We start from the raw sequence: 14456 nt of genomic DNA, 5'->3' as shown, positions 1-14456 counted from the left end.
GTCACCGGTGACCGTCCGTCCATCACGCGTGCTCCGGCGGGACTCCGGTCCCCGCCGTCACGTCGCCCCTCACGCGAGGAGGTCTCTCGCTCGACGGGCGAGGTGACGGCGGACGGCCCGCGCCGCCACCGTCACTCCTGACCCGGCTCCCGCCGGGTCCGTCCGTCAGAACGTCTTCTGCGTCTGCACGTTGAAGTCGGTCATCCGCACCGACTTGGCCGGATCCGTCAGGGGGTCGTTGATCTCGATGACGTCCAGGCCGCGCAGTATGTCGCTCGAGTAGATGTAGCCGTTGTAGTAGTACGCCGACCACGAGCCCGCGATCATCGCGTCCCCGCGCTCAGGGCCGCGCTCGAAGAACCCGATCTCCTTCGGCGCGTTCGAGTCCGTGAAGTCCCAGATGGACACCCCGCCCTGGTACCACGCCTGAACCATGATGTCCTTGCCCTTGACCGGGATCAGCGACCCGTTGTGCGCGACGCAGTTCTCCTTGTCCGTCTGCTCCCTGGGCATCTTGTAGTACGCGCGGCGCTCCAGCTTGCCGCCCACGATGTCGTAGATCGCGTTGGCGCCCTTCGTGGCGGGCGTCTTGGTGTCGCAGGTGGCCATTCCGCCGCCGCCGAGCTCGTCGCCGAAGATGACCTTCGTCGCGTCGTTGTTGAACGTCGCCGAGTGCCAGATCTGGAAGTTCTCCTTGTCCTCGACCTGCTGCAGCACCTTCGGCTTCACCCTGTCGGTGATGTCGAGCAGCACCCCGTCACCGAAGCACGCGGCCGCGGCCAGGTTCTTCTCCGGGTAGGCGGTGATGTCGTGGCAGCCCGACATGAACGAGTCCGCGCCCTGTCCGTTGGGGAAGATGTCGGGCGAGCCCACGATCTTGGCCGCCTTGGGGTTCTTCACCGGCACCTCGACGATCTGGATCAGCTGGTGCGGCGCGGGGCAGGTCGCGGAGTCCGGCTCGGGACCTGGCGAGGAGACGTAGATGTAGAGGGTGTCGGGGTCCTTGCCGGGCACCATGGTGTGGGTGTGCGAGCCGCATTCGGTCGCCACCGAGCTCACGTACTTCGGCGCCGCCTTGTCGGTGATGTCGAAGATCCGGATGCCCTCCCACGGCGTGCCGCCCTCGGAGCCGCCCATGCCCGCCGCCTTGGAGGCGCACGTCTCGTCGGTGCGGACCTCGTCCACCGACAGGAACAGCAGGTTCCCGTGGACGGACACGTCGTTCTGCTGCGACGCGCACGCCACCTTGCTGACCGTCTTCGGTTTGGTGGGGTCGCTGATGTCGTAGACGGTGAAGCCGCCGAAGTTGCCGACGAAGGCGTAGTCGCCCTGGAAGGCGAGGTCGGAGTTCCAGTTCATGCCGCCGTCGAGCGGAGCCTCACGCGGCATGTTGGCGACCAGCTTGACGTTGTCGCTCGTCATCACCTCTCCTCCGTCGCTCACCGGGGTCGTGGCGGCCGAAGCCGTCGGCGAGGAGGAGGCGGACGCCGAGGGGGCCGCCCGCTGGGTCTGCGAGGGCGGTGGAGCCGACGCGCACGCCGACAACACCAGGATCAGTGCCCCCACGCCACCCAGCCTGGAAAACTTCACGTGCGCCCCCTTCGGAATCGTGACCCAGTATGGAAGCTATGTCAGGCTGGTTCCGAACGGGCGGACTTGTCGGCACCGTTATGGTGCTGTTGACGTTGACGGGGTGCGCCGCGGCGCCAGAGGGGCCCTCCGCCGTCGGCCCCGGCGCTCCCGTGATCGTCCCGGACATGCCGGGAGGGCCCGGCCGTACGGCCAAGCCGGGGGAGCGGCTTCCCGCCCGCGACTGGTCGGCCGTGGCGGCCGACGTGCGGTTCGCCGAGGCCATGGTCCCCCACCACCGGCAGGCGCTGGAGATGGCGGGGCTGGTCGAGCCGCGGACGGCGGCCAGGGGCGTGCGTCTCATGGCGCGGCAGATCGCCCTCACCCAGAAGCCGGAGATCGCCGTCATGCGGGACTGGCTCGACGCGCTCGGCAGAGCGGCCTTACCCGATCACGGCTCGCACGCCCCCGGCTCCTACGGCATGGCCTCGCCGGCGGACATGACCATGCTGCGCGCGGCGCGCGGCTCCGCCTTCGACCGGCTGTTCCTCCAGCTGATGATCAGGCATCACGAGGGCGCGATGCGCATGGCAGGGGAGGAGCTGTCCGGCGGCAGGGACCAGCGCATGCGGCTCATGGCGAGGGACGTCTACTCCGGCCAGGGCATCGAGGTGGCGCGCATGAAGGAGATCCTCGACGGACTCTGCGCGGACCCAGCAGAATGCCCGCACCCGGGCCGATGAACGGCCCCGGTGCGGGCATCACGGGAGGCGCTGGCTTCTAGGGGTTCGCCGGTCGTGCCAGGACCGCGCGGCGACGTCTCTGACGGGGACGGGGATCGGTCAGGACGGCCAGAGCATGTTGGTGAGCTCGGCGTCCAGATCCATGAAATCGGTCTCCCGGCCTGCGGGCACGAGGTCGTACGTGCGGTGCAGGAACTCGGTGAGAGGTGCCAGCGGGACTTCGAAGAGCGCCTGTCCGAACGGTGACGTCAGGCTGATGTGAAGCGTGCGTTCGCCGTCGGCGCGTGCGGGCCACACCTGCACGTCGCCGTCGCCTACACGCCTCACGATGCCTACAGTCAGCAGTTCACGGGCGAAGATCCACTCGACCGGTTCGTCGTTCCCTACGTGGAAGGCCATGCGGATGGCATACGGGTCGTCGGCTGTATAGCTCAGTCCGGCGAGCAGGGGGACGGTGGTACGGTCGGGGACCACAAGCCGAAGGCCAAGCTCGGCGGAGACGGTGGTGCTGTTCATCGTCAGCCAAACCTTTTCGTCGTACGGTCCCCTCTTCGGGGCTTTCACTGCTCTGACGGACTTCGTCCGGAGCTATGACGCGGAACGAAGAAACCTGTAGGAAAGATTCCGCCTCCAGGCCCTTCTGTAACGCAACTCACAGCTGGACATTTGGGCATCTACCTGGCTAAACATCATTAACTTGGATGATGTTTGCGAGGGTTTTGCGCGTTGCTGGCGTCGTTCCGGCGTGCCCTGCACGACCTTTCGGGCGATCTGGGCCTTCCGGAACAGCTCGATGGTATGCCAACGAGCCACCATGCTGACGGGCAACCGCCGCCTTTGGCTCGAATCCCCCTCCGGCACGCGTCGCTTCGCGAGTGGTCGGGAAGTGCGGTATGGTTTTCCACGTCGGCGCCGCGAGGGGCCGGACAGGGCGGGCGATTAGCTCAGCGGGAGAGCGCTTCGTTCACACCGAAGAGGTCACTGGTTCGATCCCAGTATCGCCCACCATCTCAAAGGCCGCTCCGCAACACGCGGGGCGGCCTTTTCGATCTCCCGAGGACCATCCATCCGAGGGCAAGATCAGGTCCATCGCCTGTGCGCCTTCCAACATCACCGGTCTGAGCTGCCTGCGGTACACGGTCTCCGTGACGGTCGTGTCGAAGGGGCCGCCCAGCCGGCAGATGCTCTCCAACGGCACCCTCTCGTCGGACAGCAGCGAGACGAAGCTGTGCCGCATCTCGCGTGGAGTCCACTCAGCCTCGTCGAGCCCCGCCTTCTTCGTGATCGCCTTGAACGCCCTGCGGACGTTGCCCGCGTCTAACTCGGTTCCGAACCGGGTGCAGAAGACCAGGTCGTTGTCCTGCCACGGGTCTCCGATCCGTTCGCGTATGGCTCGCTGTCGGGTGAAGTGCAGGGCGAGCGCGTCGACGCATCGCTTGGGCAGGGCGAGCGTGCGCCGTGACCTCCTTGTCTTGGTGTCGCCACCCGCGCGGACCGAGTGCCACACCATGATCGACGGGGGGAGCGGGCGGGGAGCTCTCAGCCTTGCCCTTCAGATCGACGTGCGACCAGGTGAGCGCCCTCAGCTCCTCGGTGCGTGCTCCGATCGGCAAGGACAGCACCACGTACGCGTGGAGGAGTGTTCCCTCCGCAGCGTTGAGCACGGCCGCCGCCTGGTCCAGCGTGAGCGACTTGGACGGCTGATCCGGCTTGCCCTTGGGGACGTCACACAGGAGCACGGCGTTCCGCTTGACCTTGTCTCTTGCCTGCACTGCCGCCATCGACCACACCCACACCCAGCCCGCGATCAACGAGCAGACCGGATGGCCAGAGATGAGCCCGGACGGCCTCATCGTGCTCGCGCTGTGACTGGCTCAGAGTTTCTTTACTGGGTCAAGGGCTCGCTCCGCTTGCCACGCCGCCGCCCGCTCCGGGCGGCCTGCGCGCCGGGCGTGCGGCCTTGGGGGCCGGTCCCGGCGCGCACCGCCCCCGCTCCGCGGCGGCGTGACGATCCACGGCACCTGCAGTCAGAGCGCGATGGGCCGGTAGGCCAAAGCTTCATCAACCACCTGCTCCGCAGTAGGTTCAGGCCCTTTGGGCCAGAAGATCAGATCGGAGACGTGGCCCTGAGGACATCCCAACGAGCGGGCGAGCGCCTCCAGCAAGAGATCTGCTTCCCGTTCGTTGACATAGTCGACGTCCATGATCCGCTGCACGACGGCAACGGCTTCCTCACGGCTCAAATTGCCCGGTTTCGCGTGCTCGGCCATGATCCGCTCCTGGAGCAGTCGATCAACGATCCCGGCAGCCTACAGACCTTAAAGATCGCGAAGGCGCGGCCTAGAGCGCCGTTCCGCCGCCGGCCCCCACCGCTACGCGGCCCCTGCGGGGTGCTTCGCATGGGCGCCGGCCGCTGCACTCCGAAGACGCATGGATCACGGGCTGAGGTCCGTACCCCCGCCCCCGACACCGCATTGTTCGTGTCCCTCGGTCGGCGTCAACTCCGCCTGTGCGCCATGGGTGAAGGCCGCGTGGAAGCCGCACCCTGACGGCATCCGGAGACGGAGTGGACACCTCGGTCGGGCCACACAATCTGGCAGCTATCGGGGGCGGGGGGAGGGGTGGGCCGTGGGATGAACCGACCCACGACCAACGGCACGACGCCCCGGCTCGTTCGATGGCCGTGCTCACGAGATCACGGCCAGGTGAATGCAGTCGGGGCAAGCCCGATCCGTTGTGGGCGAGAACGGTATCGACCAGCCGCACACCGGCAACGGGTACACCGGCTCCCCGCACAAGCTGATCTTCGTGTCGACTGGTACGGCGTGCTGCACCGCTTGCCGTCCAGCACCGGACAGCCCGAGTCGGTAGACGCCACAGGGATGGTCCGACCCGGATTCCGTGCCGTACACGAGCAGGTCGTCCCAGTGGACCGGCCAGCGCCGAACGCCGCCCGGCAGATCCTCGGCCTCTGAGTCGAGCTCGAACAGAGCCAAGGTGCCGGTACGCAAGACCATGACCACGGTTCCACGCTGACCCACCAGCCACGCACCAGAGGCACGGGTCCGAGCCGGACTGTGCAGCAAGTCCACGATCTTGGCCCGCACCCCCGGCGCTTGCAGGGGCGATGTCACCTCGGAGCCTTGCTCGCAGTTCCCACGTCATCAGATACGGCCGACAGCGGCCGTGTCCGCCGTAGGCCGTCATAGCGGAAGACAATCCGCCGAGCGGCGCGTGACGGCTCTGTCGCCGGGTGGCGGGCGTAGATGGCACGGTTGCGTCGCTCATCCCATCCGGACCGCCACCAGAACCACTCACTGTCACACTGCACCACCAACTCGACCCAGACCGACACCAGCGCCAGACCCGGCCCCTCATGAACGTCAGCGGGTATGCCGAGGTCCGCCAGGGATGACCGGAGCTGTTCCGCAGCCTCCGCAGCCGAAGGCCTTGTGGCTACTGGCCTGATGGACGCTCTCTGAGTGGGGCAACAGGCGCACTGATCGCGCGTACCCCTCTGTTCGTCCTGCATGTGCGGCCTTCACTCCTGTTGGGGATGCGACTGATCACGTCGCGCAGGAGGAACCGTAGGTACGGCTGATGGCCGGAACCCGTACCGATGTGAAGGTCGAGAAGCCGCACAAAAGTCCGGGTCAGACGATGCCCGCCCGGTGAGCCAACTCGCGAAGCTGCGGCGTGCTGGCGCGATGCTCGCGCTTGAGCAACTGCGTCAGCAACTCTCGGGGATGCTCGCCGTACCGCACGAGTTCGGGCGACAGCCGCTCTGCATCGAGGAGCATGTTGACGGAAGCGGCGTCCTTCCGTTGCAACGCGTAGGCCCGAGCCAGGTCGAGGTGTACTTGAGCCCGCCGCCCGACGAGTCCTGGAGCCAGCTCGCCCAGGTTGAGCGACTCTCCCTTTCCGATGGCTCCCCGCGCATCTCCGAACTCGACGGCCGCTGAGACCTCATGAATGGTCACGTTCGTCATACCGAACGCCGTCCAGAAGTCGTTGCGATCTTCTCCGAGCGCGTCTGCGATATGACGAGCTTGGGCGAGGAAGTCGCGAACCGCGGAGTGATCGTAGGCCGCAGCAGCAGCGGTGACGGCTCCGAGATACAGCCCGCCGATCACCGGCAGCATGCGCGAGGTGGGGCGTCGTACGGAGCGCTGCAAGGCATCAGCAGCCTGAAGCACGACGCGCAACGCCTGATGTGTCTCGCGCAGCCGTACCAGGACGTAGCCGAGGCGGTATGCGCTCACGGCGGCCAGGAGTGGCCTACCGGCTTCTTGCGCGGCAGCCAGCGACCGGTCAGCTGCCACCCAGGCGAGTTCCGGGTCTCCCACACGTTGGAGCGTCGTCGTTGTCGAGTGGTAGGTGAGTGACCGGAGCGTCTGATACGTCCTGCGTCGGGCGGCGGGAGCGTAACGACTGCCGAGTTCTGTAGCCACGATCAGTCCGGGCAGCCTCCTGCCGACCTCGTCATAGCGCGCGGCCTGATAGAGGCCGTTCACTCTGGCGATCTCGTGTCGGAGCCATACGAAGCTCTCAACCGAGCCCTCAGCATGCCGAGGGTCTATCAGCGAGGAGAGGCCGTCATAGCTCATCATGGCTTGTCGTATGGCGGATGCAGCCTGGTAGCGCGTCATCGTGTTGCTCTTCTTCGCGGTGAGTTCATCGACGGCCAGGCCGAGGACCTGGGCCAGAGCGTTGATCACCGTGTGGTTGTCCACGGCCCGCTGACCCCGCTCAACCTGGCTGAGCCAACTCTCCGAGCGGCCGACCAGGCCGGACAAGACGGTTTGGGACAGTCCACGGCGACGGCGAGCCCGAGCGATGCGCTGACCGATCTCTTTGCGGGCATCCACGCCATCACCCCTGTGTCTGTCGACCCCCGACAACGGTGTGCAGCTCCTGCATGATTCTTTCCCAGGATGGCATGCGTGACTCGGGCGGCGCCTCGGGATCGAACAGGACGCTCACGCCCATCTCCTGGAGGGCGGCCAGGCTGCGGCCGAAGGCGAGATGCCGCGCAAGCGCGTCCTTGAGCAGCGGCACGGCAAGGATCGGCACACCGAACCCCATCACCTCGCAGAGCAGGCCGACGGCGAACGTGTCGGCGATGCCGTTCGCCCACTTGTTGATTGTGTTGAAGGTCGCAGGAGCCACGATCACCGCGTCGGCAGGAGGAAGCCCCTTGGGTTCACCCGGCATGCGGTAGGTGCTGCGGACGAGATCACCAGTCAGGCGCTCCAACTCCGGGATGTCGACGAAGCGTTCGCCCGTTGGCGTCACGACCGCATGTACTTGCCATCCCGACGTCTGGGCCAGAGGAACCAGGTGATGAAGGTCGGCGGCGGCAGGGGCAGCGCACGCGATCACGTAGAGAACTCCGCGCGATCCTTCGAGGGGCTCCATATAGCGTGATCCTAATCAAGGGGCTCGCTGGCATCCCATCGATGAGCAGCCGCAGCACCTCGACGCCGGGGTGATGTGCCCCTCGGCGGCGGGTGACGAAATGAGTGACAACGCCCACGGAACGAGCGGGACAGTGGGAGATCACCAGGGACATCGGTCGCAGGTCAGGAGCCCTTTTACCCACTAGCGGATCTGATTCACACCGAAGAGGTCACTGGTTCGATCCCAGTATCGCCCACCATCTCGAAGGCCGCTCCGCAACACGCGGGGCGGCCTTTTCGATCTCCCGAGGACCATCCATCCGAGGGCAAGATCCGGTCCATCGCCTGTGCGCCTTCCAACATCACCGGTCTGAGCTACCTGCGGTACACGGTCTCCGTGACGGTCGTGTCGAGGAACCGACCAGCCGGGAGATGCTCTCCAACGGCACGCCCATCCCCGGCGAGGACGACGGCCAGGGCGGCGAGACCTACGGCCTCTCCCACACCATCCCCGCCCGCCCGCTCCGGGCGGCCGTGTGACACCCCGAGCCGGAAGCCGTCGACAGGGTCGTCCGCTCCCGGTTGCGTGCCGTACACGAGCAGACCGTCCCAGTTCACCCGCAGACTGGCCACTCTTGGCATCCCATCGCCCTGATGGCCGGTCTCGCCGTCTCCCAGGCCACCACCGCCACCGCGGCCGATTCCCTGACCCCTCTGGACAACGCCACAGGGTCATTCGACATCGCAGGCGACATCGCCGTTGGCGGCGGCAAAGTCTTCACCTCCATGGACGACCGCATCATCGTCGCAGACACCGAAGGCAGGCTCACCGGTGCCATCACCGGCCTATCCGACGTGAGAGACCTGGTCACCACACCTGATGGCACCCGCCTGTACGCAGCCCTCGGAGGCTCACACGAGGTGGCCGAAATCAACACCGCCGACCTCGGCATCATCCGGAGGATCCCCCTCGCCCCGTACCAGTGCCCCAGCCGGCTCGCACTGGCGGAGCACCAGCTCTGGGTTTCCTACGGCTGCCCGGCAGACAGTTCGGGCGGCGCCGTCGGCGTCGACCTGTCCGCGTCCATACCGGACCCTGTCCCCGTCCCGACCAACCCCCTCGTCGATGCGCCGAAGATCGCCTCTGCGGGGGACACGCTGGTGGTGGCGGACTTCTGGGATCTGCGGGTGTACGACATCCAAAACGGCACGCCAACGCTGCGCGGCACCATCAACTCCTACGACCATCAGCTGTGGAACGGATGGGGTCAGGTCACCCTCGCCCCGGACGGGTTGACGGCTTACACGACACCTGGATCTGCGAACGACTTCGACGCCTGGGACCTGACCACCCTCACCAAGGCCCGCTCCTACGGCAAACGCGGTTCAAGCCCGCCACCTTCACCGGCAAGCTCACCCGGCCTGACGGCACCGCTCCCGGCGTGCAGACGCTCACGGTTTCCCGCCGCGCCTGGGGCGAAAACGATTTCGCGCCGCTGCCCGACGCCTCCACGGACGCCGACGGCACCTTCACCTTCACCGACGTCCCCAGGGTCGAGACCACGTGGACCTACAAGGTCGACTACGACAACACTCCAGACAGTCGAAGCTGCAGCGCCACCAAAACGGTGGAAGTCACCAGGTGATGCACGCCGCCATTTGGGCTGACGGCGTACGGACGTACGTCCGCTCTCTGCGCCTTCCAGATCGTCTGGTCTGAGACGCGACAACGGCTCTCCGCTACACACGGAGAGCCGCCTCGTCCCGTCAGTTTCTCGCCCACCACCCTCCTCGCCCGAGCTCGCCTCGCCGTCGGACGCTCACGACCAACTCGCCGAGCTCGTGCGCCGGCTGTGCCTGATCGTGGGCGGGAGTTCGTCTGCAGGACGATGCCCGCGGCCGAGGGCACCCAAGAGCGGACGCGGCCTCTTGCTCGAAGCCGTGCCGGGACGCGGCGGCGCAGAGGGCCCGCAGGTAGCGCGTCAGCGCATCGCTCATGGACATGCACTGACATTTCCTGACCTGATCAATAATCGGGTGTGACACGTCATGCCTGCCTCTAGGGTTTTGCGTGTGACCAAGCTCAATCAGATCCTCGCCGTGGAGAAAGGCGTCAAGGCCGGCAGCCAGCGTGCGGTTACTGACGCCTACCACGTCATTCAGAAGGCTCCGCTGCTGTCGGGCCTGTCGCGCACCTACCAGCCAATCGACGACGAAGGCGAGCAACTACCGCCCGAGTCGACCAGGGTGCAGGTGAAGGCCGAGCAGGTCCTTGCCGACGTGGCGAAGGCGATGATTCGGTTGTTCGATGTGACCGCGACGAAGGACTGGACGAACACGGTCGCCAAGGCGGACGTGGTGGTGGACGGCCAGGCCCTGATTGAAGGCGCCCCGGTCACCTACCTGCTGTTCCTGGAGAAGCAGCTCGTCGACCTGCACACGTTCATCTCGAAGCTGCCGACGCTCGACCCGGCAGAGACGTGGACGTTCGACGACAACGCCGAGACGTGGCGTACCGAGCCGGTCAAGACGACCCGCACGAAGAAGGTGCCCCGCAACCACGTCCTTGCGGAGGCAACCGACAAGCATCCGGCACAGGTTCAGGTGTTCACCGAGGACATCGTGGTCGGCTACTGGACCAAGACGGCGTTCTCTGGTGCGCTGCCTGCCCGCCGCGTCAACGAACTGCTCGCCCGGGTGCAGAAGCTGCAAGATGCTGTGAAGTTCGCCCGCGAAGAGGCGAACGGCGCGGCTGTCGAGGACCGGCAGGTCGGCGACGCCGTGTTCACGTACCTTTTCGCCTAACCTGAAGACTCCCCGTTGAGCGCGGGGTGCGCGAAAGCGCAAAGCTGAAGCTCAGGCTGAAGCTGACGAACGGCTCAAGTGGAGGTTCGAAACCTTCCCCGGGCACAAACGGGCCCGGGTAGCCCAAGTGGAAGAGGCGGCCGATCAAGTTCAGATTCTCGCTCGAGACTCAGCATTGACCGTCGAGTGCCAGATCAACCGAGGGCGGGCGATGATTGTTGAGATGCCGGTTCGAATCCGGCCCGGGGTTCTCCGCGCCCCGGTGGCTCAATGGCAGGGCGCACATCGTCAGGACTGACCTGCCCTCTTAAACGCCGCTGGCACTCACATGTGGCGGCAACATTCGAGGTCCCCCGGCTTGGGTAGGCCGGGGGACCGCTGCTTTCCATGCCGGAGCGCCGACTTGTCGATCAGAGCGTGACGCGGTACCCGGTCATGTCTTGGGAGCTGGCGCGTTCATTGATCTTGCAGGCGTGATGACCTCCCTCCCGTCGGGAAGGAGCCGCAGGGCCGATTTTGGGAGCCAACACCTTGTGACTTTCGCGTCCTCCTCGGGGCGTTCGTGATCTCCGGGGTGATCCGGACATGGCAGCCCCGGTTTGACCTGGTTGGGCATGCATTCGCCGTATCCGCGCAATGGAGCCCGTGGGGGTCGGCGGGGTCCGCGCGAGCCGGAGCAGGATGTCTTGGTGCGCCCTCGAGCCGTCAGTCGCCGCGCGACTCGCTGTAACCGTCGGGCTCGTGTGGTGGGGGCGGACGGCGGGAGCATGCGCCAGGGCAGGGATCCAGGGCCCCAATAGTCCCATAAATCTACTTATGTCACTGGGGTTGCGGCCTCATTCGCGCGTCCACTACCAGCCCTTGTCGAAGTCGCAGATGTTCACTGTGAGGCTCTGCCGCCGGCTCACGGGAGTGATCACCTGGAAGATCACACGGTATGTGCCCGGCTGCTTCCAGGTGGGGGAGCCCAGGAAGATCTTGTCCGAGGGGCTGCCGTCGTGCCTGCCCATGCTCTGCCCGTTGACCGTCCATCGGTAGCTGATCGTGCCCGTCCCCTTCACGTCGGCGAAGATGTTGGTGTCCGAGCGCCAGCAGTCTCCGAGCTGGAAGCCCTCGTAGCGCAGCCGTACCGAGGTCACGCCGCCACTGGCGGCGGTCGGTTCGCTCGTGCGTGCGGCGGGCGGGGCCGTGGGTGTGGAGCTGGGGCGCGGGGAGCGGGGACGCGTGGTGGGCCCGGGGGTCGTGGCGGCCGGTTTCGCGGTGCGCTTGCCTGCGGACTCGGCGGTGGGGTGAGGGGTACGGCGCGCGGGGTGCGTGTCGGTGGGCTTGGCGTGAGAGGTCGTGCCCGCGGGGTCCTCGGTGCCCGTCGTGGTGGCGGAAGGGCTCGAGGGGCTCGTGGGAAGCGCCGCGACGGTGCCGGTGATGTCCGGCCAGAACGAGACGGCACCCCAGGCGGCGGCGGCCACGCAGACCACCGCGAGCGCCGCCCCGCCCGCCACGAGCGCGGGCCGGTGGCGGCTGCGGGTGGGCTCGCCTCCCGACGGCCGGTCTCCGATGAGCCGGAAGAGCACGTCCTGCATGGTGGGGCGGAGGGCCGGATCCTTGGCCAGGCAGTCGGCCACGATCGGGCGCAGCGCGTCGGGGACGTCCGCCAGGTGCGGCTCGCCGTACTGGATCCTTCTGATCAGCTCGGGGAGCGACCCCCTGCCGAAGGGCGGCGTGCCCGTGGCGGCGAACACCATCACCCCGGCCCAGGCGAACACGTCCGCCGAGGGCCCGACCTCCATACCCGCCAGCTGCTCGGGGGCCATGTAGGAGGGGGTGCCGACGATGCTGCTGGTGACCGTGAGGGCGGAGCCGGTGGCTCGCGCGATGCCGAAGTCGATGACGCGCGGCCCGTCGCGCCCGAGCAGCACGTTGGCGGGTTTGAAGTCCCTGTGCACGACACCGGCCCGGTGGATGGCGGCCAGCGCCGTGGCCGTGCTGATGGCCAGCCGCTGCAGGTCGGCGCCGAGGTGGCGGCCGGCCTCGTGCAGGGACGGGCCTTCGACGTACTCGGTCACGATGTACGGCCGGCCGCCCAGCGACGCGTCGAGAACCTGCGCGATGCAGAACGGCTCAACCCTGCGGGCCGCGGCGATCTCCTTGGCGAAGCGGTCGTCGCCGGCGAACCCCTCACGCAGGGTCTTGACCGCCACGGGCCGCCCGTCAGGCGCGGTGGCGAGATAGACCACGCCCTGGCCGCCCTCGCCGAGCTGCCTGACGACCCGGTAGGGACCGATCGAGAGCGAGGCCATCAGTAGTCCAGCGAGCAGACGTCGATCGAGACGCTTCTGGCGGCCGTGCCGGGTGAGGTGACCTGGAGGGTGATCGTGTGCCGGCCTTCCTTCAGCATGTACTGCCCTGCGGTGACGAACGAGGTGTAGTCGTCCTCGGGGACCCAGGTCTTGCCGGCGGCGACCCGCTTCCCGTCCACGATCCACTGGTAGGTGAACCACAACGCCTTCCTGCTCGACTCCACCGTGGTCTGGAAGTGCACCGGAGGCATGTAGCAGCCGTCCGCCCCGCTCTGCCCTGGACCTCCGAACAGCTCGATGGGCAGGACGTCGAACCTCGCGCTCGTGGCGGCGGTCTTGCGCGTGGCGGTAGGCGAGGGCGTGGCGGTGGACGTCGGCCTGGCGGTCGTCGGCTTGGGGGTCGGGGTGCGTTCGGGCGACGGCTCGGGTGACGGGGTGGCCCTGCGGGTCTTCTTCGCGCGAGGGGTGACGCGCTTGGACGGCGTGCCCGAGGCGTCGGCCGCCGTGCGGGTTCCCGTGGTGACGGCGGCGAGCGCGGGAGCGCCCGACCCGTCCGCCGCGGGTGGGCGCCAGAGGACGGCGGCGGCCAGGGCCGCGGACACGACGACGGCGGTGCCCGCGACCGCGGCGACGATGACGCGGCCGCGACGGCTGGGAGGCGTGCCGCGCGCGGGCGCGGTCGGCTCGTCCGGCGCGGCGCCGCCGAGCAGCCGCAGGAGCACGTCCCGCATCGCCGGGCGCCGCGCGGGATCCTTGGCCAGGCACGCGTAGACGATCGAGCGCAGCGGATGCGGAAGGTCGCCCAGCTGGGGCTCGTTGTTCAGGATGCGGTTGATGATCGCGGGCAGCGTGTCCTCGCCGAACGGCGGAGCGCCCGTGGCCGCCCACACCATCACCGACGCCCAGGCGAACACGTCCGCGGGGGGACCGACGTTCGCCCCGGCGAGCTGCTCGGGAGCCATGTAGGCGGGAGTGCCCACGATGCCGCTCGTCACGGTGGCCCCGGCGTCGGCGGCGCGGGCGATCCCGAAGTCGATGACGCGCGGCCCGCCGGGGCCCAGCAGCACGTTCGCCGGCTTGAAGTCGCGGTGGACGACGCCCGCCTGATGGATCGCCGCCAGCGCGGTCGCCGTGGCGACGGCCAGCCGCTGGAGCTCCGCGCCGCCGTGGCGGCCCGCCTGCTGCAGGGTGGGGCCGTCGATGTACTCGGTCACGATGTACGGCCGGCCGCTCAGCGACGCGTCGAGCACCTGGGCGACGCAGAACGGCTCAACCCTGCGGGCCGCGGCGATCTCCTTGGCGAAGCGGTCGTCGGGGGCGACCCCCTCGCGCAGGACCTTGATGGCCACGGGCCTGCCGTCGGGGGCCCGGCCGAGGTAGACGACGCCCTGCCCGCCCTCTCCCAGCAGGCCGATGACCAGGTAGGCGCCTATCGCGGCAGGGTCACCTTGACGCAGTGGCGCGACGTGCGGCATGAGGAGTGACTCCTGAGGCGGACGAGATCAACCCCAGCACCTTAGCGGGATAAGTCAGGATTTGTGGGCGCCTCTGGTTGATCACCCCACACCCGCTGCCGAAGGCACGTCCACCCGTGCCGGCATGGGCCTACGCCGGGGGCCGGTCGTCCAGGACAGGCCTTCACC

Annotated in this window: 12 protein-coding genes and 1 tRNA gene; 4 read left to right on the top strand and 9 right to left on the bottom strand. The window is 67.7% G+C overall.

The annotated features are described in order from the left end of the window. Nucleotides 1-165: 165 nt before the first annotated feature. Nucleotides 166-1590, bottom strand: coding sequence for an LVIVD repeat-containing protein (locus ACFSKW_RS10690; protein WP_379571759.1), 1425 nt, complete (start codon nucleotides 1588-1590; stop codon nucleotides 166-168). A gap of 167 nt (nucleotides 1591-1757) precedes the next feature. Here ACFSKW_RS10690 and ACFSKW_RS10685 point away from each other — a divergent pair, with 167 nt between their 5' ends. Then, nucleotides 1758-2312, top strand: coding sequence for a DUF305 domain-containing protein (locus tag ACFSKW_RS10685; RefSeq protein ID WP_379571757.1), 555 nt, complete (start codon nucleotides 1758-1760; stop codon nucleotides 2310-2312). 99 nt (nucleotides 2313-2411) lie between these two features. On the opposite strand, the gene ACFSKW_RS10680 is transcribed toward ACFSKW_RS10685, so the two are convergent. Next, nucleotides 2412-2828, bottom strand: a complete 417-nt coding sequence (locus ACFSKW_RS10680; protein WP_183659751.1) for an SsgA family sporulation/cell division regulator — start codon at nucleotides 2826-2828, stop codon at nucleotides 2412-2414. Between the two features lie 417 nt (nucleotides 2829-3245). Here ACFSKW_RS10680 and ACFSKW_RS10675 point away from each other — a divergent pair. Beyond that, nucleotides 3246-3320, top strand: a tRNA-Val gene (locus tag ACFSKW_RS10675). Here ACFSKW_RS10675 and ACFSKW_RS10670 read toward each other — a convergent pair. The 5 genes from ACFSKW_RS10670 to ACFSKW_RS10650 form a co-directional block, all read right to left on the bottom strand. Then, on the bottom strand, nucleotides 3277-3822 hold the full coding sequence (locus ACFSKW_RS10670; protein ID WP_379572101.1) for a tyrosine-type recombinase/integrase: 546 nt from the start codon (nucleotides 3820-3822) through the stop codon (nucleotides 3277-3279). The genes ACFSKW_RS10675 and ACFSKW_RS10670 overlap by 44 nt on opposite strands. Before the next feature lie 517 nt (nucleotides 3823-4339). Then, nucleotides 4340-4582, bottom strand: a complete 243-nt coding sequence (locus ACFSKW_RS10665; protein ID WP_379571755.1) for a hypothetical protein — start codon at nucleotides 4580-4582, stop codon at nucleotides 4340-4342. A 417-nt stretch (nucleotides 4583-4999) separates the two neighbouring features. Continuing rightward, nucleotides 5000-5335 carry a hypothetical protein gene (locus tag ACFSKW_RS10660; RefSeq protein WP_379571753.1) on the bottom strand — a complete coding sequence of 112 codons (336 nt, stop codon included), beginning with the start codon at nucleotides 5333-5335 and terminating at the stop codon, nucleotides 5000-5002. 630 nt (nucleotides 5336-5965) lie between these two features. Continuing rightward, on the bottom strand, nucleotides 5966-7180 hold the full coding sequence (locus ACFSKW_RS10655; RefSeq protein WP_379571751.1) for a helix-turn-helix domain-containing protein: 1215 nt from the start codon (nucleotides 7178-7180) through the stop codon (nucleotides 5966-5968). A 4-nt stretch (nucleotides 7181-7184) separates the two neighbouring features. Then, nucleotides 7185-7730, bottom strand: coding sequence for a flavoprotein (locus ACFSKW_RS10650; protein ID WP_379571749.1), 546 nt, complete (start codon nucleotides 7728-7730; stop codon nucleotides 7185-7187). Between the two features lie 635 nt (nucleotides 7731-8365). Here ACFSKW_RS10650 and ACFSKW_RS10645 point away from each other — a divergent pair. Together ACFSKW_RS10645 and ACFSKW_RS10640 are read left to right on the top strand one after the other, a co-directional pair. Next, entirely contained in the window at nucleotides 8366-9379 is a 1014-nt protein-coding gene (locus ACFSKW_RS10645; RefSeq protein ID WP_379571747.1) for a YncE family protein, read from the top strand. Between the two features lie 405 nt (nucleotides 9380-9784). Further along, on the top strand, nucleotides 9785-10516 hold the full coding sequence (locus ACFSKW_RS10640; RefSeq protein WP_379571745.1) for a DUF7873 family protein: 732 nt from the start codon (nucleotides 9785-9787) through the stop codon (nucleotides 10514-10516). An 851-nt stretch (nucleotides 10517-11367) separates the two neighbouring features. Here the strand turns inward: ACFSKW_RS10640 and ACFSKW_RS10635 are convergent. Continuing rightward, a complete protein-coding gene (locus tag ACFSKW_RS10635) occupies nucleotides 11368-12813 on the bottom strand; it encodes a serine/threonine protein kinase (protein WP_379571743.1) in 1446 nt (481 codons plus the stop codon). Then, nucleotides 12813-14288: a serine/threonine-protein kinase gene (locus tag ACFSKW_RS10630; RefSeq protein ID WP_379571741.1), complete on the bottom strand. Its 1476-nt coding sequence runs from the start codon at nucleotides 14286-14288 to the stop codon at nucleotides 12813-12815. Before ACFSKW_RS10630 ends, ACFSKW_RS10635 begins: the two co-directional genes overlap by 1 nt. Between the last annotated feature and the right edge of the window lie 168 nt (nucleotides 14289-14456).

Source organism: Nonomuraea mangrovi, assembly GCF_042681425.1.
In the GTDB taxonomy this organism is placed as follows: domain Bacteria; phylum Actinomycetota; class Actinomycetes; order Streptosporangiales; family Streptosporangiaceae; genus Nonomuraea; species Nonomuraea mangrovi.
The sequence above is the reverse complement of the archived record's forward strand: the minus strand, read 5'-3'. Positions and strand labels throughout refer to the sequence as shown.